Source organism: Candidatus Arsenophonus nilaparvatae, assembly GCF_045346035.1.
Lineage (GTDB): Bacteria > Pseudomonadota > Gammaproteobacteria > Enterobacterales > Enterobacteriaceae > Arsenophonus > Arsenophonus nilaparvatae.
The window spans coordinates 822,162-839,352 of sequence record NZ_CP158507.1 but is presented as its reverse complement, the minus strand read 5'-3'; the positions used below and the strand labels follow the sequence as shown (position 1 = coordinate 839,352).

Annotated in this window: 20 protein-coding genes and 1 pseudogene; 4 read left to right on the top strand and 17 right to left on the bottom strand. The window is 38.3% G+C overall.

Translation table 11 applies throughout. From position 1 onward, the window contains the following. Nucleotides 1-202: 202 nt before the first annotated feature. The 9 genes and pseudogenes from WH390_RS04095 to WH390_RS04055 all read right to left on the bottom strand — a co-directional run bounded on the left by WH390_RS04095 (nt 203) and on the right by WH390_RS04055 (nt 6,433). The gene (locus WH390_RS04095) at nt 203-1,420 is read right to left on the bottom strand and encodes a type II secretion system protein GspD (RefSeq protein WP_032116492.1); all 1,218 of its coding nucleotides are present in this window, start codon (nt 1,418-1,420) and stop codon (nt 203-205) included. Continuing rightward, a pseudogene (locus WH390_RS04090) lies at nt 1,417-2,445 on the bottom strand (zonular occludens toxin family protein). Before WH390_RS04090 ends, WH390_RS04095 begins: the two are co-directional and overlap by 4 nt. Before the next feature lie 3 nt (nt 2,446-2,448). Beyond that, a complete protein-coding gene (locus WH390_RS04085) occupies nt 2,449-2,736 on the bottom strand; it encodes a DUF2523 family protein (protein ID WP_032116491.1) in 288 nt (95 codons plus the stop codon). 12 nt (nt 2,737-2,748) lie between these two features. Further along, complete coding sequence (locus WH390_RS04080; RefSeq protein ID WP_406850685.1) at nt 2,749-3,150, bottom strand: hypothetical protein; 402 nt, start codon at nt 3,148-3,150, stop codon at nt 2,749-2,751. Further along, nucleotides 3,150-4,370 (bottom strand): hypothetical protein, encoded by a 1,221-nt coding sequence (locus WH390_RS04075; RefSeq protein ID WP_406850684.1) that lies wholly within the window; start codon nt 4,368-4,370, stop codon nt 3,150-3,152. The genes WH390_RS04080 and WH390_RS04075 overlap by 1 nt, the downstream gene beginning before the upstream one ends. Beyond that, the gene (locus WH390_RS04070; RefSeq protein ID WP_238565709.1) at nt 4,318-4,599 is read right to left on the bottom strand and encodes a major capsid protein; all 282 of its coding nucleotides are present in this window, start codon (nt 4,597-4,599) and stop codon (nt 4,318-4,320) included. The genes WH390_RS04075 and WH390_RS04070 overlap by 53 nt, the downstream gene beginning before the upstream one ends. A gap of 2 nt (nt 4,600-4,601) precedes the next feature. Then, the gene (locus WH390_RS04065) at nt 4,602-4,826 is read right to left on the bottom strand and encodes a hypothetical protein (protein WP_032116489.1); all 225 of its coding nucleotides are present in this window, start codon (nt 4,824-4,826) and stop codon (nt 4,602-4,604) included. Nucleotides 4,827-4,835: 9 nt separating this feature from the next. Next, nucleotides 4,836-5,129, bottom strand: a complete 294-nt coding sequence (locus WH390_RS04060; RefSeq protein ID WP_032116488.1) for a hypothetical protein — start codon at nt 5,127-5,129, stop codon at nt 4,836-4,838. Between the two features lie 20 nt (nt 5,130-5,149). Next, on the bottom strand, nt 5,150-6,433 hold the full coding sequence (locus tag WH390_RS04055) for a phage/plasmid replication protein, II/X family (protein WP_032116487.1): 1,284 nt from the start codon (nt 6,431-6,433) through the stop codon (nt 5,150-5,152). Between the two features lie 118 nt (nt 6,434-6,551). On the opposite strand from WH390_RS04055, the gene WH390_RS04050 reads away from it, so the two are divergent. Then, nucleotides 6,552-6,884: a helix-turn-helix domain-containing protein gene (locus WH390_RS04050; protein WP_032116486.1), complete on the top strand. Its 333-nt coding sequence runs from the start codon at nt 6,552-6,554 to the stop codon at nt 6,882-6,884. Between the two features lie 106 nt (nt 6,885-6,990). Then, nucleotides 6,991-7,224 carry a hypothetical protein gene (locus WH390_RS04045; RefSeq protein ID WP_032114835.1) on the top strand — a complete coding sequence of 78 codons (234 nt, stop codon included), beginning with the start codon at nt 6,991-6,993 and terminating at the stop codon, nt 7,222-7,224. A gap of 345 nt (nt 7,225-7,569) precedes the next feature. Here the strand turns inward: WH390_RS04045 and WH390_RS04040 are convergent, their stop codons facing one another. Continuing rightward, nucleotides 7,570-8,250, bottom strand: coding sequence for a hypothetical protein (locus WH390_RS04040; protein WP_032116485.1), 681 nt, complete (start codon nt 8,248-8,250; stop codon nt 7,570-7,572). Nucleotides 8,251-8,555: 305 nt separating this feature from the next. Here WH390_RS04040 and WH390_RS04035 point away from each other — a divergent pair, with 305 nt between their 5' ends. Further along, on the top strand, nt 8,556-9,740 hold the full coding sequence (locus WH390_RS04035; RefSeq protein ID WP_052044816.1) for an AMP-binding protein: 1,185 nt from the start codon (nt 8,556-8,558) through the stop codon (nt 9,738-9,740). Between the two features lie 204 nt (nt 9,741-9,944). Here WH390_RS04035 and WH390_RS04030 read toward each other — a convergent pair whose 3' ends face one another. From WH390_RS04030 to hypA, 7 genes are all read right to left on the bottom strand, one after another. Then, nucleotides 9,945-10,160, bottom strand: a complete 216-nt coding sequence (locus tag WH390_RS04030; RefSeq protein WP_032114803.1) for a hypothetical protein — start codon at nt 10,158-10,160, stop codon at nt 9,945-9,947. Between the two features lie 607 nt (nt 10,161-10,767). Further along, entirely contained in the window at nt 10,768-12,855 is a 2,088-nt protein-coding gene (gene flhA, locus WH390_RS04025) for a formate hydrogenlyase transcriptional activator FlhA (RefSeq protein ID WP_032114801.1), read from the bottom strand. Nucleotides 12,856-12,899: 44 nt separating this feature from the next. Further along, nucleotides 12,900-13,910, bottom strand: a complete 1,011-nt coding sequence (gene hypE / locus WH390_RS04020) for a hydrogenase expression/formation protein HypE (protein WP_032114800.1) — start codon at nt 13,908-13,910, stop codon at nt 12,900-12,902. After that, on the bottom strand, nt 13,907-15,028 hold the full coding sequence (gene hypD, locus WH390_RS04015; protein ID WP_032114799.1) for a hydrogenase formation protein HypD: 1,122 nt from the start codon (nt 15,026-15,028) through the stop codon (nt 13,907-13,909). The genes hypE and hypD overlap by 4 nt, the downstream gene beginning before the upstream one ends. Continuing rightward, on the bottom strand, nt 15,028-15,306 hold the full coding sequence (locus WH390_RS04010; RefSeq protein WP_032114798.1) for a HypC/HybG/HupF family hydrogenase formation chaperone: 279 nt from the start codon (nt 15,304-15,306) through the stop codon (nt 15,028-15,030). Before WH390_RS04010 ends, hypD begins: the two co-directional genes overlap by 1 nt. After that, nucleotides 15,297-16,169 carry a hydrogenase nickel incorporation protein HypB gene (gene hypB, locus WH390_RS04005; RefSeq protein WP_032114797.1) on the bottom strand — a complete coding sequence of 291 codons (873 nt, stop codon included), beginning with the start codon at nt 16,167-16,169 and terminating at the stop codon, nt 15,297-15,299. Before hypB ends, WH390_RS04010 begins: the two co-directional genes overlap by 10 nt. Nucleotides 16,170-16,178: 9 nt before the next feature. Further along, a complete protein-coding gene (hypA, locus tag WH390_RS04000) occupies nt 16,179-16,523 on the bottom strand; it encodes a hydrogenase maturation nickel metallochaperone HypA (RefSeq protein WP_032114796.1) in 345 nt (114 codons plus the stop codon). A 375-nt stretch (nt 16,524-16,898) separates the two neighbouring features. Between hypA and WH390_RS03995 the strand changes: the two genes are divergently transcribed. Then, nucleotides 16,899-17,165 (top strand): hypothetical protein, encoded by a 267-nt coding sequence (locus WH390_RS03995; RefSeq protein ID WP_406850683.1) that lies wholly within the window; start codon nt 16,899-16,901, stop codon nt 17,163-17,165. Nucleotides 17,166-17,191: the final 26 nt, after the last annotated feature.

Below are 17,191 nucleotides of genomic sequence, written 5' to 3'. Positions count from 1 at the left end.
ATAGACCTCCTTATAAGGTTTATGTGATAGCTGTGTAGTCAGATATGGAGTCTGGCTATACAGCGCCAAAAAAATAACTTAACGCTTAACAAACAACATGTAATACAACAAAACCGGCGTTCTATTTTCTTACCGGCTACGTCGGTTTGCCTCTTCATGCAAGGCAGCGTTCCTCGCTAACGCTGTGGTACGCTGCCTGCCTTCATCGTTGAACCTTCTTCACCTGTAAAATCACTAAAATATCGGTTTTATTATTTTCTGTCGAAGCACTGGTAAACCAGCCCTTCGGCAAAAACGAAAATCCGGTATCCGCTTCGGTTACTTTATTTTCAGCCAAACCGCCTAACAAAATAATATCACCATCGGCAACGCTCACTTGCGTATTGACCTGGCGTTTAATCAACGTTGGACTGTTATTGACACCCGTTTCAGTTTTAGCAAAATTTGATAATTGCTGGTCAATGGTTAAATCAACACCCTGTTGCCGGATTTGCGGACGTACATTTAAAATTACCCCACTAGAGCGATATTCTATCGACTGGACAGGCTTATTATCAGCATAACTTACCTTACCTAATACAGGCACATCTGAGCCGACAGAAAATGATGCCTGCGCCCCATTCTTCACTCTTAATCTAGGTGAACTCACCACATGAAAACGGCTATCAGTACGGAACAATTCATATAACGCATCTAATGAACCTAAATTAAAGCGAACAAAATTATCAAATCCTGCCTCTTTACCGATACCAACATTAAATTTACCGGAAACCAATTTGGCAGCCAATGCCAAGCCTGACCCATTACGCTCAGCGGTTTGTACCTCAAAGACATAGGCAGAAACCACCACTTCATCCGTTACAGTATCGATTTTAGGTAACAATATTTTTAATCGGGCAATATCGGCTTTAGTACCATAATAAACCAGTACATCCCCTGTCCGGTTCAGAAAATCCGAAGCCGTCCCCGCCACGGCTTTTTCTGGTGCGATTTGCCCCACTGAAATACCACTACGAGACGAATTAAAATTACCATCAAACTGGCTGCGTAATAAATCCGATAAATACGATACTGAGCGATAACGGGGCTGATAAACATAGGTTTCCCTGATTACTGTGGGTGTTTTTGGCGTAAAAAAAACTAAATAATCAATCCCATTACGTTCATGAATGGCAATCTGTAAATTATTCAAATAACGCTTAATAAAAGCCCGTTCATCAATTTCTGGCGTAATACGAAAAGTCACTTTACGAGGGTCATTGATTAATTCTGGCGATAACATAAACGGACGTTCAAAAACCTGTCGATAAAGCACATTCAACGCTTGCGGTAAAGGCACGTTATCCAGTTCCATCATCACGCCTTTAGCCATTAACAAGGGACTTACCGTTAACAACACCCCTATCCATGCCCTTTTCATTTCATGCCTCCCGAATAGGTTGTGACAACCTCACCGTCAATGTTGCCCGTCATCCGCAAACCATAAAAACGAAACTGCGATAATGGCTCAAGTCGAATCTGCCCCTGCTGATTAAGTAACACCACCCACGCCTGACCACGCTGACTAATTTTGCCCGCAATACGCCATTAAGTGGATAAATTTTGTGGCGACGGATTTTGATGTGATTTTTGGGTAGTCACTGATTTATCAACTGATTCAGAGACAGGCCGATTTTTGGGCGTTATCCCGTTACCACCAAAAAATTGATAAAGAAAATAAACGGAGGCTATGACCAGCAACAACAGTCCTAATGTTAATAACCAGAATTTAGATTGATTAAAAATACTCTGGCGCTTATCCACCACCTGCTCTTGTCCTTGCCCCCCTTCATAAGAATGATAAAGTGGAAAAATCACCTTGTCATAACTGCACTGATAAGATGAAGTGCGATTATTTTTAAACAGTTTAATCCCTGAATAAACATCGACCCGATAGCGATGACGTAACCCTAACGCCACCAATTTGGTCATTTTATACGTCGTCTCAATCCGGTCTTTGATAAAACGCGGTAAATTAGCCACCGACTGATTTAATACCACTAAATCACAGGTAACACCTTCTATATTAACAAAATGACCATGTTCGGCAATAAATGAGCGATGTTGTTGCGGTATCTTGTCGTTTTCCCAAATTCGCCACGCTTCATCAATGCAAATTAAATCACCTGCCTGACAAAAGGTGTCTTCTGCGATACCCGTTTCTGTTTTAAATGGAAAAAAATCAGCCTTTTTAACCTGTTCATTATCAACGCAGATAATCTCACCTAATTGATATTCATCGGCTTTCTTTTTATCAAGACAATAAACCCTGATTTTTTCTGCTGAAATGCCGTAGATATTCGTCACAATCCGGCGACCTTTCATAAAAGCCGGAATAATAACGTTACAAACTACTTCGTAAGATTTACCGCTTCTTGGAATACCGACATAAGCTGAAATCGCCATACATCACCCTATCACCGGAATACGGCGCACAATAAAACGGGTCAGATAAGCCGAAATCACAATCTTCATCCCCGTTATCACGGCAAACAGATTCATAAAATACCAGACACTATCAGGCAGTTGACCAATCAACTCCGGCAAATTCGTTGACGTGGGTAGTAAAGCTAATAAAACGGGGACAAATTCAGTAACCACTAAAAACAGCGCCGAAAACACAATAAATTTAATGGCCAGCGTTCTAAAAACGAACCCTAATAAAAAATTAAATGCGGATACAATCAAGGCATACATCACTTAATCCCCTTAAGAAGACAATACAATCCGTAATCCCAGAAATGACCAGATAATCATTGAAAACAGGGTTAACAAACCACGAATGCTTTCAAACAAGGTACAATGAGCATCAATGACAAAATGCTGCTCAAACACCTCAAAAGTCGCTACTGGGCATGACGCTGCTCGTTCTGGTAAATTAAAATTTTTCAAAAAAGGAAAGAGATTCTGTAATGGCGATAATACCGATTCTGCGGTGGGTGAATCTAAATCCGGTTCATTATTATCGGGATGCGATAAATCGGTTCCCTGACCATTACCTTTTGAACCAGAAGATTGCCCAAAATTTGAAGAAGCACCCGAAGATGAACTGACACCCGATTGACTGGTTCCGGATGAAGACAATGAATGCGTGGCACTCTCGGTATTCACTAAACTTCCTGCAATACTCGAACCTGCATCAACGGAATGGGCTGTACTCCTAAATTTATTGAACCACTCCCTGACGGTGAAGAAAGCGGTAAATCAGAATAAACAGGTAACGGATATCTAGCTAAATCCAAATCAGGATGAAGCGCTAAATAATTAAGATTATATTCCACCTTATCTTTAGCAGAAGCCGAATCTGAAATGGCATAATCGGGATTAGGTACAACACTAAATATTCCCGTATCAGGAAAATCAGGCGGATTATTCATATCAGAATAAGCACCACTACCCACCCAACCTAAAAATTTATCCTCTTTAAAAACGGGTTTACATCTGTCCGTCACAACAAACTCATCTGAAGAGCCAATCGAGCCATAAGTACCATACTGAGACGCACAAAAGGAATGGGCTAACGTCGTCTCATCGTTATTATTCGTTTTACCATAACCTTTACCTTCTGCTACTTCCCCTGTCGGTTTCCAAGATGTTGCATTACAAATATCGCTTTTATCAAAACAAATAAGCACATCACCCGTGGCTATATACTCACAACCGTCAACATAAATATAACGTTCACCTGAAATACTCCTAACGCCACTTTGAGAGCCGGATAAAGGCGGTTTCTTCTTACAAATTTCTTCCGGAGTGGATTTTTCAATTGCATCATCCGATTTAGATTTATCAAAATTATCATTCTCGCGAACTGAAACGGTATAAAATCCTGCGCCTTCTAATGTATCACCTAAACCACCAATAATTGTACCCACATAATCCACCCGAACATTATTAAAAATACCCACATCAGAAATCGAAGTGATTTTTTTAAATTTGCAAGAACGCGAAGGCATACAATAAACCACGCCGGCTTTTTTTACTTTCTCATCCTCAAACGCGCGTAATGCTATCGAACGTCTATCATGACCCTCATAATATTGACTATTTTCGTAAGCATAAAATGGATATTTATTAGACAGTGAATGATTAACAGCAATAGAACTTGCGCTTACTAAAACAGGATAAAAAACAGATAAAACGGCAAAATAGAAAAAATATATCAATCCAACCCTTGTATGACTGCCCAGGCACATAACAGCCCCCACAAAAAACACAGAAAATAAAATCCGATTGTCAGCATCGATATAAAGGGGCATTAATTTGCCCCTCTCCTTGTTACGCACCACGTACCATACGTAAAACCCACTTAACGCCTGCCATGCCTGCATAAACGGCAATCAGACCGCCTGCAACGGCTAAAATACCCGTCATGACAGAATTAAAATTAAGGGAGTTCGTTAATTGCGTGTAATCAATAGCCGTACCTGTCCCTGTTGCGGCTTCTGCAAATGACATTGCAGAACTAAAAGCACCGAATAAACCAATACCTACACTTAAATATAAAGTGCGTAGATTAAGTTTGTTAAAAAACTTATTTAAACCTAATTTAGTCAACATAATTAAACACCTTTAAACATATTAATTACTGCACCAAGACCTTTGGAAAATAACCAAAGTCCGATTACCGAGGTAAAAGGAATCCCCCAAAATTGTGCCGCGACTGAATAATCAATATTAAGGAGTTCCTGATATGGCAACTCTTTTATCGTCAATTCAATAGTTTGGCAGTCATTCGTGACTTTCGAACAAATCTCACCGACAATATTATTTTCCGGAGTAGCCATAGCGATCACCTATTCCACTAAATCGAGAAACATTTCAACGTTATGCCCCGTTAAGGGTTGCCCTGTCTGTTTATCGTGATATCTAAACGAACGTTCAAAACCGGAAATTCGGCAAACCAATTCATTCACTTCTGAATCAATCGCCCCCACACGCCGTTTAGAACGAATTTTTACAACCGGCGGTTTAGAATAAGGATCAGGTGCGGGTAAAATAACGGTGGTATAAACATGTCCATCATTAGACGTACTGATACGGGTCACTTTTCCACTAATCACTGTTTGATATAAGGGCAATGCAGCCATAATGGTTCACCTTTCTTGATTTAAGCGTTTGCAACTTGTTTAAATGGATAAATAGTATTCTGACGTTCAAAAACACTCACTGGCTCGACATACCAGTCAGGCCGTTGTTGAGAAAAATCGATATGGATAACTTTATAAAAGGGAATGACGTTAGATTTATCGCCGGTGAGATTTTGTAATTGTGATTTGCTGAGGCCAATATTCGTTAATAAAGTTAAATTATCATAAAATGTTCTTCTTGCCAGAGAATTAAAAACATTTAAATAACCTTCATTAACTAAACGACGATAAAAACCAAATATCCGTTGAGCTTTAGCATAGGAAATGTTGCCTTTTGGCGTGGTAGAATAATAATGAGATTTTAATCGTTCAAAAATATGTTCGTCATCATAAATATTCATTTCCATTCCCCTCAGTGCCGTCAACAAATCATCAAAACTTTTCATCCACAGATCGTAAATTAAATTAGCCCCACTACGTTCATATTGTTGTTGATAAAGGCAAAGCGCAGAAAAATTAATCGGAATCTGATTATCTTTTAAAAAACGTTTTTTTAATCGCCCTTCTAATCTCAACAGGTTATTGGCAAAATCCGTCAAACGTTTATTATTTAAAATCGCAAACTGATTAAGCAACACCTCATCATTGGGATTAACCCGTAATTTTCTTTGTATTTCACCAAAACGTTTTGCCAGTTCAAGCGCTTTGTAATAAATACACAATTCCCTGTGTTTAGAACCACGATTAAAATAAACGGTGGATTCATGATCGTTTGATTTCGTGGCTTTGGTTTGTCCATGACTGATATTCTTAAAATAAGCAATCACCTGCTTACAAATACTTTCCGTTGGTAATCTTACTGATAACGTTGTATGAAGCTCAGAAACTTCGCTATTCTCGACATCTAACAAATTAAAAAGATGTGGCATGGAAACCGCTAAATTAGTCATTAACTCCAAGCCACATAATGCAATATTGGTTGAACCAAATACATTATGCCCCTGTAAGAGCTTGGCGGGTGAAGCCTTAAGATTGACACGCGGGAAAATCAAATGAGTTCCCTGATAAATTTTCATGCCCAAACTGGCAAAATGCGTTGGTAACGATTCAAAAGGATGCGCTAATCCCTGAACAGATAAATCCCCTTTTATTTCAAATTCCACATCACGAGCAGACAACCGAACCCCACTTAATTTAGCAATCTGCATAAAATCGATAGAGCCTCCTCCATGCTCCCTATCACGAGATGTTCTCATCACATACTCATCTTTAAATGGAATCTGAAGCTCAAGAAGATCAATCATAATAACCACTCTATGAATACTAATAGTGATTATATATAGTCAACTATCTTTAAATAGTCAACTTACTATTCATAAATAAGTTATTATTTCTATAAATGACTCACAAGAGAGAATTTTTATGGCTATAGGTGATAATATACGAACAAGGAGAGAAGCTTTAGGAATGACTAGAGAAGAGTTAGCCGAAAAAACACAAATATCATTCTCTCAATTATCAAAGATAGAAAGAAATGAACAAAAAAATCCAACTATTCAATCAATTATCGCAATCAGCACCGCTTTAAATTGTTCAGTTGATGAGCTTATCTATAATAAAAAATCAACTGACACTAATTATTTAATAAAAGTAATAAATAACTTGCCATTAGAAGATCAAGAAGTAATCAAAAAAATAAGTAAAGGTATGAGTCTGATAAATCAAGCTGAAGAAATGTTAAATAAAAATCAATAAACATAATAAAATATGTAAAATAATGCGGATTCCGCACAAGAGTACATAATTAAAGAGTCATGTACTCTTGATTATGTAACATTTAATTAACAAATGGCTAATGTAAATGGAAAAGAAAAAAATAATAAAACAACTAAAAGAACTAGAAATTGAATTTAGAAAAAATAACCCTGACGTTATCGGTTATACCCTGTTTAATACAGTTAATCGCCGCTTTGTGACAATGAGAGAAAATGAGTTTGGAATGCTTATTTATACGGATAATCTTGAAGTAGCCTATTTTGAAGATACAAAACTTCCCGCATTGACACGAGTTTCGCACGGACATATAAAATTCTAGAAATGGCGTCAAAACAATGATTAACCTGTAACTTACTAAGAGGTATAAATTTACTTAAATTACAATAAGTTGTTTTTAATTTATGAGATTTTTTCTATTTATATATTATGCTGAATTAGACGTAAAAATAGAGCGTTTTTTTATTGGTGCGAAACTCGTGATTGATAAGTAGAGAATTGTTACCAGAACCTGATAAATTCGATATTGCGGTTGTTCCACTAATCAAAAACCCCCTATTTGGACTTAGCGTCAAGTCAGGCTACCTAGATCGACATAACCGCAGGTTCGCACAATAGCGTTATGTATAAATGGCCGCCGTCTGCGAGGAGATATTTTCGCAGACGGCTATTCAACATAACGGCATTGTACATAAAGTGCATCAGCATCATGTACCATTCCTTTTACACCAAAGGCCAGATCTTTTGCATACATAACACCCGCTACGGCCGTACCATGATTAATTTCATACTCATCGTTATCATCGCTGACAACCAGTGGAATAAAATTGTCTCTTTTCAAATTAATATGTTGGTAATTAAAAGCTGCCTCGATATCAGCAATACGGATACCTTTACCTGCTACGCCAAGAGACCAAGCATATTCCATATCAATGCCTGTCCATAGTTCTCCTATGCCTAATTTGTATTCTTGTAATTTAGTAAAATCGGGTGTTTCGGTATCGTTTAGTTGTTCAGAACCTGACAAAGTTGATGAGGCTAGTTGTGTGCATTCTAGTTCAGCATATTCGATAAAGTCATAGCCGTTAATCGCTTTTAATAATTGTTGTTTTTCGTTGGGAAGTAGCGATTCCGATCCTTTAATATAAAACATGCCACTGAGGCTAGCAAAATTAATGTTATTTATTTGACCTTGAGTTTGTAATATATCATCAGGTACGACAGGAATATAAATAAATTGGTTAAATAATTGATTTTGTAAAGCTAATGGTTTTAATAATAATTTATTATTTTTTCTAGATTGAATAACATCTTGGTTAAATTTAATAATTATTTTATTTTTTTTCATATAAAACCCCTATTGTTAGGAACAATCTCTATTACAAGTTGATGGTATGATAGAGTATTTAACACACCAAAATTACCAGGTATATTTAAATGTCATAAATATTTGTAAAATGTTTATTTTATTAAAAAATTATTTTTTTAAACTTAATTTGTGTAATTTTTTTTCATTTAACTTTTAAATGGTAATAAATTATTTTTATTATCATTAATATTAAAAATATTTTTATTATCTTAAATTAAAAAATGAAATTTAATATAAATTAATGGAATGAAAATTAGTAACACAAGAATTTATGGAGAGAAAAAATGTTATCTATATATAAAGAGGAAATGGTATGGAATAGTGTAAAAGATAAAATAGCTACTTTGTTTCATTTAGCTGAAATAAGTGAATGGACGTATCAACAATTTTGCAGCGCTATTCCGGTTATGGAAAAGAAAGAATATTTAGCTAAAAATGATCAAAGCCTCCATCTTCTTAATGGAGAGAATAGTTATCTTATTGGATTTACCAGTGGAAGCAGTGGTAAATTGAAGAGATGTCTTTATCGAGCTAATGGCGAAGTTTTCGGTGCAGAGGGATGTAAAAAATATAATATATTTTCCTCGACCGATAATTGCGCTAATCTTTTTACGATTAATCTGTTTTTTTCTGCTCATTGCTTATTTAGTAATATTGGGAGTGCCTGTGGTGCGAATATGATTTCGGTTGGTGATGTTAATGTATTAGCTGATGAACATTTTGATGCATTAACTGATATCAAGGTCAGTGTTCTAATGGGTATTCCCTGTGAAATCATTCAATTTATTCAAACAATGAAAAAGAAAAATAAATATTTACCTATCTATAAAGTTATTTTCTCAGGTGAAGCGATGAAAGCATATCAAAGAGACATAATAATGAAAACATTTGGTAATGATGTGCTTATCATTGGTATTTATTCTTGTTCAGAAGCGGGTATTATGGCTTTAAGTCTGGATACGAATAATCACAATTATGAATTTATGACAGATCAATTTTTTATCGAACGCTATCAGGATCAATTATTAATAACCAGTCTCGATAATATGAATGTTATTCCATTATTACGCTATAACTATGGTGATACTGCCGATATTAGTCTACAAGGTGATATTGTTCAATTATCAAATATTAAAAGAAATAATATTAGTTTTAATTTTATGGGTTATGTTATTGAATATGAAACGATTGTTGCGATTGTCGATAAATTTTATCCAAAGGATATTAATATACAAATCCATTTATCGGTGGCAGAAGACACCAGAGAAGTCATTACGGTATGGGTTCCTACAGGTATTTTTTCTGCTCAACGGATACAATTATTGGCAAAAGAATTAGGAAATATTCCAGATATTTACGAATCTAGTCAATTAAATCAAGGGTATTTGTTGGTAAAAGAGATTGACCCAATACAATATATCCGTTCTGTTAGAGGTAAAGTTCTTTATATTGTCGATAATAGAAATTAACAAATTAAATGAAAATAACTGAATGTTTAATATAAGAAACCATCAAATATTTATCTGATGGTTTCTTATATTAAAGGTTTTATTAAATAAACTTAATAAGATGTGTAAATAAATATAAAGCATTACTGAATATTAATTATCTTGCGTAAATTAGCTAAACTTTATTGCAAGTCTTTTAAAACCAGCAGTCAATCGATGCTAAATTTATTCTGGGATATTTCTAGCGTTAGGAATATCAGAGCATAAGTTTTTTTCTTTATTACAATTAACCTCTTCTGTTTTGTTAGTATCAGAGATAAGGCTATTAGTCTTTTGTGCTATTAGTATATTTTGAATAGATAGATGGACACGCGCATAGGAAGGTATAATGTAGAATAGTAAAAGTGTTATAGTGATGAAAATTTGAAGAGGTATTTTCATAAATTATTCTCCTAAAATTAAATGGTTATAATATTTTATGAATTATTCTCTGAATTTGCTCACCAGTGAAAACTGAGTAATAAGGCAATAAAAAAGTAAGTAAAATAGAGAATCATGTTATTTAATTTATAAATTATCGATGTTTTATCTACATTAAATTACAATTTTAATCCTATCACATGAACAGATTGCGTTACTTTGCCATTAATCTTTTCGATACAATTTTGCCCCTTTTTTTCTGCTGTACAGTGAATGTATTCTTTGTTGGAATGTTAATTGGCAATGGAAAACAGCTGAAATTTGATAACAGAGGAGCAATAAGTGTGTTATTAAAAAATTTCATCAATGACCTCGACTATGAAGTGATAAAATTAATATTAATAATACGCTCACAATTTAACATTTCAATAGCATTTTGGTTGGTTAAATTTCAACGATCGAAGAATAATGGTATTAAGTTAGCTATTATTAATGGCTAGACGAAATGGTATGCAATTTGTTATGACTTATCATATTGAAGTTAAAAGGCAAAATAAGTTTGCCACGGACTGTTGTTTATATTGCTGTAAAATTGATTAATGACCTTCATTGTTAAACAAATATAGCATTAGACAAGGTTATTTTTATCAATACCAAGGCGCTTCATGCGTGATAATAATGTTGTCCGTTTTAGCCCCAGTCGTAGCGCTGCGCCTTTAGGGCCGGCAATAACACCATTAGTTTCTTTTAGGACACGGACAATACGTTGATACTCATCTTCTACAGGATGAAATTCACTATTTAAGCCCTTTACCGGAATTTTTGTTTCACTGGTATTGAAATTCATTTCCGCTAATGAGAGCTGAAGTACATTGCCGCGTGTCAATAAAACGGCACGTTCAATCACATTTTCTAGCTCTCGCACATTGCCAGGCCAATCCATTTTACTTAATAGCTGCAAAGTTTGCGCAGGAATGCTGTCAATATTGCGTCCGAGGCGGTTGGCAATTTTAAAAGTAAAAGCTTTCACAAGTAATGGAATGTCTTTTGGCCGCTCCCGTAATGGGGGCAGATAGATAGGAAAAACATTCAGTCGATAATAGAGATCGGCCCTAAATTCACGATCGGCAACCATTTGCCTAAGGTCACGGTTAGTGGCCGCAATAAGACGTACATCTGTGTGAATGAGCCGGTTACCACCCAGGCGTTCAAATTCTTGTTCTTGTAATACCCTCAACAGCTTAGGTTGAAGTTCCAGTGGCATATCGCCCACTTCATCTAAAAATAGGGTGCTTTTATCTGCTAATTCAAAACGCCCAATACGCTGGGTGCTCGCGCCGGTAAATGCACCGCGCTCATGACCAAAAAGATCACTTTCAAGTAAGCCCGCTGGCATGGCGGCACAATTAAGTTTTATCATTCGGCGGTTATTACGCCCACTGAGTTTATGGATCGCACGCGCTATAAGCTCTTTGCCGGTTCCTGTTTCGCCTAAGATCAATACCGTGCTATTGCTGTGTGCTACCATTTCAACCTGTTTCATGACTGTCATCATGGCGTCACTTTGACCAACAATTTCACCAAAATCGGCGGTGACATTATTAATTTGTTCCGTCAGCGCTAAATTTTCATCAATCAATCGTTCCTTTAAACGGCGGATTTCTTGATAAGCTAGTGCGTTATCTACCGCAATCGCGACTCGTTCTGCGATTTGGCGCAGCAATTTTAGCGTCGAAGAGGTAAAAACCGGCGTTTGACCCTGTGCCAGTTTTAATACCCCAAGTACCCGATCGCTGAAAATTAGTGGCAACAAACATAAGGTTTGCTCCTTTTTATTCCACAATTCAAATAGCATACTTTCGCATGGCGAGTGTTTAGCGCTGTGGTGAAGATTTAGCAAAAGCATCTCTTTTTTTTGCATGACTTTTTGGTATAAAGTTCCTTTTTCATCTATCTCACTTTGATCATGTAGTGGGATATTTTTATCTACATAATGAATTGAATATACGCCAAGTTTCCCTTTATGGTTACTGCGTAATATGACGCTAATCGAATCGATAGCAAAGTTAGTCTGAATTTCTTGGGCAACCTCGGTGATCAGTTCATCCAAATTTAGCTTGGATAAAACAGCATTGGTTATCGCTACTAACAAACGAAAATCGTCACGTTCACGACATAGTTGGCCATAATTAATATTATTATTCAGACGAGATTGGATCTGTTCCACCGCCAGGCTGATGATTTGAGCCAGAGTTTGCAGTCGCGAGAAGTCTTCTTCCGTCCAGGGTGCGTCTGCCGTGCGCAGAAATTCGCAGCCACCAAATATTTTTCCTTCAGCGGTTAGCGGCATCAGACTGTAATAATTAAATGCTGGATAGAGTTTTAATTTATTAAGTTGTGGCCAGGTTTGGTTAAATTCTTGGTAGCGACAATGGAGCACATCTGGGCGTGAAAGCATATGGCGGATCGGCCCATAAGCAAGCAGGGTTTCATCTTCATAGCGAATATCTTGTTGCTGTTCGTCGACACTAAACAGGCAGACTCTACGGCGGTCGAATTGCCACAGCAGTATATTAACGTAATCGGCCAGTTTTAGTTGCCGGACATGAGTTTTAACCGCTTGGGTTAGCGCACAGAGATCAGGTTGTTGCAATAAAGTACGAGTAATATCAAATAAACCCTGTTCATTGCTTATGCTGGTCGGTGTATACGACATGCCTCATATTCCGAAAGTTTATGGCCATTTAGTGGCGTGATTAGTTAGCAAATTCTTGGTAATGGTTCACTGTAAGGTAAATCGAGTGTACGTTTGATACCATAAAGTCCGGTTAACTTTACTCCTTTATGGGCAACAACTTCGCCAATAATTGCCGCATCTAATCCTAAGGGATGTTGTTGTATGCGAGTCAAGATACGCTCCGCCGCATTGCGTTCTACCGCGATGACCAACTTTCCTTCATTGGCAAAATTGAGTGGATCTAAACCTAATAGCTCGCAAACACCGCGTACGGCAGGTTTTATCGGTAATGCGCTCTCATTTAGTTCAATACCATAACCGCCATTAGTAGCAAATTCGTGAACCACTGCATTGACGCCGCCGCGAGTTGCATCTCGCATTGCTTTGATGCCAGGTTCATTACGTAATATTTCGATTAGTGGGGTTAGAATAGTGCAATCGCTTTGTAAATCGCCTTGCATTCCCAGTTGTTCTCGTAGATTGAGAATAGTCGCGCCATGATCGCCTAGCGTACCACTAATGAGTAACAGATCGCCGGTTTGGATCTGACGCATGGCCCAGTTCAGATGGCAAGGGATGATACCGATGCCGGCAGTATTAATGAATACTTTATCTGCCGCTTTGTGAGGGACAACTTTGGTATCACCGGTTACGATGCTTACGCCTGCCTGATTGGCCGTTGCCGCCATACTCAGGACAATGCGCTCCAGCGTTGCCATCGCTAATCCTTCTTCCAGTATGAAACTACAAGAGAGCCAACGAGGGAGAGCACCGCTAACCGCCACATCATTGATAGTGCCACAAATAGCTAGTTTGCCAATATCTCCACCAGGGAAAAATAACGGCTCAATAACATAGCTGTCCGTTGAGAAAGCCAGTCTATCTCCTTGCTGAGTCAATAGCTGCAATGGGATCCGAGCCTGATCTTCTTGTTCATTGAGTAAAGGGTTGGCAAAGGCTTGGATAAAAAGCTGATTGATGAGTTGCTGCATAGCTTGTCCACCACTACCATGGGCCAGAGTCACCGTTTTCATATTTGATACTCCTGAGAACGATACTGATACCAAGCACTGCAAGCACCTTCGGACGAAACCATCAAGGCTCCTAATGCATTTTGGGGATTACATTGTCGGCCAAAATGTGGACATTGCGCAGGCTTACAGCGCCCGGTTAGTACTTTGCCACAATAGCTCTGAGGATCATCATAATCCTCAACTGGAGATATGCAAAAATGCTGCTCAGCATCAAATTGCTGGTATTTAGCGTTAAGGTAAACGCCGGAATGCTTTATCATACCAAGGCCACGCCACTCGCTAGCTCCCTTAATGCAGAATACTTGTTGCATTATTGCCTGTGCTTTACTGTTTCCTGTATCAGGTACTACACGGCGATACTGATTTTCTACCCGACTATAGCCGGCTATTTTTTGTTCAATTAACATTAATACACCTTGTAGCATATCAATTGGCTCAAAACCTGCGACAACAAGCGGGCGTTGATATTGTGTGGTAATAAAGTTGTAAGCGTGAATACCAATAATCATACTGACGTGTCCAGGCGCTAAAAATGCATCAATACTATTATCAGGTTGCTGTAATAAATTTTTTAGTACCGGTATCACGGTTATATGCTGACAAAAGAAATAAAAATTATCAATGTTAGCGGCTTCTGCTTGTTTTATGATAACAGCGGTTGTTGGCATGGTGGTTTCAAATCCGAGACCAAAAAGTACTACTTTTTTGGTCGGGTTTTGTTGGGCAAGTTTTAGCGCATCCATTGGTGAGTAAATAATACGTATATCTGCTCCACCAGTTCTGGCTGCTAGCAATGAGCCATTTTTCCCCGGTACACGCATAGCATCACCAAAAGTGCAGAATATGACTTGCGGTTGGTTGGCAATTTCCAGGCAGCTATCTATACGTGCCATTGGCAGTACACAAACTGGACAGCCTGGGCCATGGATAAACTCGACATTTTTCGGTAATAGTTGATCCAGGCCAAATTTAAAAATAGCATGGGTGTGCCCGCCGCAAACTTCCATAATGCGAAAAGGTCGTTGCTCGCTGTATGGCAGATGTCTGGCGCGTCGGTTAAGGATCTCAATTAGCGGCATTACTTTTTGTCGAGTGCGATATTCATCAACGAAACGCATTACCTTTTCTCCTCACCATATAGCAAGATACCAACATCGGGTTCTAGATCGTACATATTTTGCAATGCCGCCAGTGTGTCCAATGCTGCATGTTCATCGATTACGCTCATGGCAAAACCAACGTGGACAAGCACCCACTGGCCAAGGCGGCTATTACCATTTTGGTCGTATTTCCCGACTAGTGTCAGGTCAACATCACGTATCACCCCACCGATCGCTACTCTGGCTAACATGCTGTCAGTTATTTGACTAATTTTGCCAGGAATACCTATACACATCGCTGCTTCTCCAACCACGCTAGCCAATTCTCCATGCCTTGACCAGTGGTTGCTGATATCAGCAAAATTTCAATTTCTGGATTCACTTGACGGGCACTAGCCAAACATTTTTCCACATCAAAATTAAGATGGGGCAGTAAGTCCACTTTATTCAACAACATCAATGAGGAGGCTGCAAACATATGCGGATATTTGAGTGGTTTGTCTTCGCCTTCCGTTACCGATAATACCGCCACTTTGTGATGTTCGCCTAAATCAAACCCGGCAGGACATACCAAATTGCCAACGTTTTCGATAAACATGATGCCACCTTCAGCAAGAGGAAGACGTTGCATGGCATCAAAGATCATCTGTGCATCAAGATGACATCCCTTACCGGTATTCACTTGAATAGCGGGGGTACCTGTGGCGCGGATCCTTTTTGCGTCGTTAGTAGTCTGTTGATCGCCTTCAATCACTGCGCGAGGAATATGGTTTTGTAACTGCTTAAGTGTTTCTGTCAGTAGGGTAGTTTTGCCTGAGCCTGGACTGGAAACCAGATTTAATGCTAGCTGCTTGTTGGTCAGGAATTGACTGCGGTTACGCTGTGCTAATCGGTTGTTTTTGTCCAGTACGTTAATTTCAATTTCCAGCATTTTTCGCTGACTTAAACCGGGTGCATGGGTGCCAGCTTCACCTTGTCCATAATCCAGTTTGCCGCCTAGGAAAGCGCTAGTAAGAAGACTAGTTTTATGAACTGCTTTTATTTGTAATGATTGGCGCGGCGCAGGAGAAAATGGTGCGCTGCGAAAAGCAGAATGTGGGTTGCGTTCATCGCCTTCAATATATTGGTTGCCTTGTTCGCAACCGCAGATGGTGCACATGGTTTACTCCTATTCTATTTCTAGCCGCATGATTTGTAGTCCATCATCCGCAACAATATGGAGATTATGGCTATTACAGTTGGGACAGAGTCTGACACGATGGGTTAATAGTTGTATGTATTGCTGACATTTACGACACCAGCATTCTGCTTGCTGTTGTTCTAAATGAAGTTCACAACCTTCAGCGACAGTATCCCGGCAGACTAACTCAAAGCAGAATTGCAGCGCGCTGCTTTCTATACAGGCAAATGCACCAATTTTAAACCACACTTGGGTGACCCGTTTGGCGTTGCTTTGTGCTACTTGTTGCTCAATAAGTTCTAATGCCTGCTGGCAGAGGGTGATTTCATGCATAAATCCTCCATCGTCTGTTTGCATTGATTAATGCAATATGGATGCCAGTGCATAGCAATAGCATGCTTTTATTGGCATAAATGGGAGGATTAAAAAAGCGCTATCTAGCGGTTATATCGTGGGCAAACTTATTTTGTTGCTATGAATTATCAAAGAACAAATGAACAGTGAAAGGGCCGCGAGTCGCTGCTGATATTTCATATCGATAATGTCTAAATAACAACGTAATTGGGCTGGTTTTTGGCAGTTTTATTATTTAATTATATGAAATTAAAATAATTATATTTTGGCATGAGATCTGCTTAGTAAAGTTATTTTTTATAAATTGAGTCAATCACTATGCTCTTTTCACAATTAAGTCAGAAAACTGATGTTATGACTGAACACGCTCTTATGCGTTTGGTTCCAAGCTATTACTACTGTAGTGGTTATATTAGACGCCAATTGATCTCCGTTGCAAAAATAGAGCTCCATCTATTTAGCTTTTGTGGTCTCTGGCAGGGATTAATTTACCGTTTATTTGCTGGCATTTTGATTCTTATCATCGCGCTATTCGCAGCTATTAGTCATACTTTGCCGCATATCATTGAAACCGGCGAAGCCTGGCCAGCTTTGTTGTTATCAATAATTATGTTTAGTTAGCTTACTGCTGCCTAAATAGGTTATTG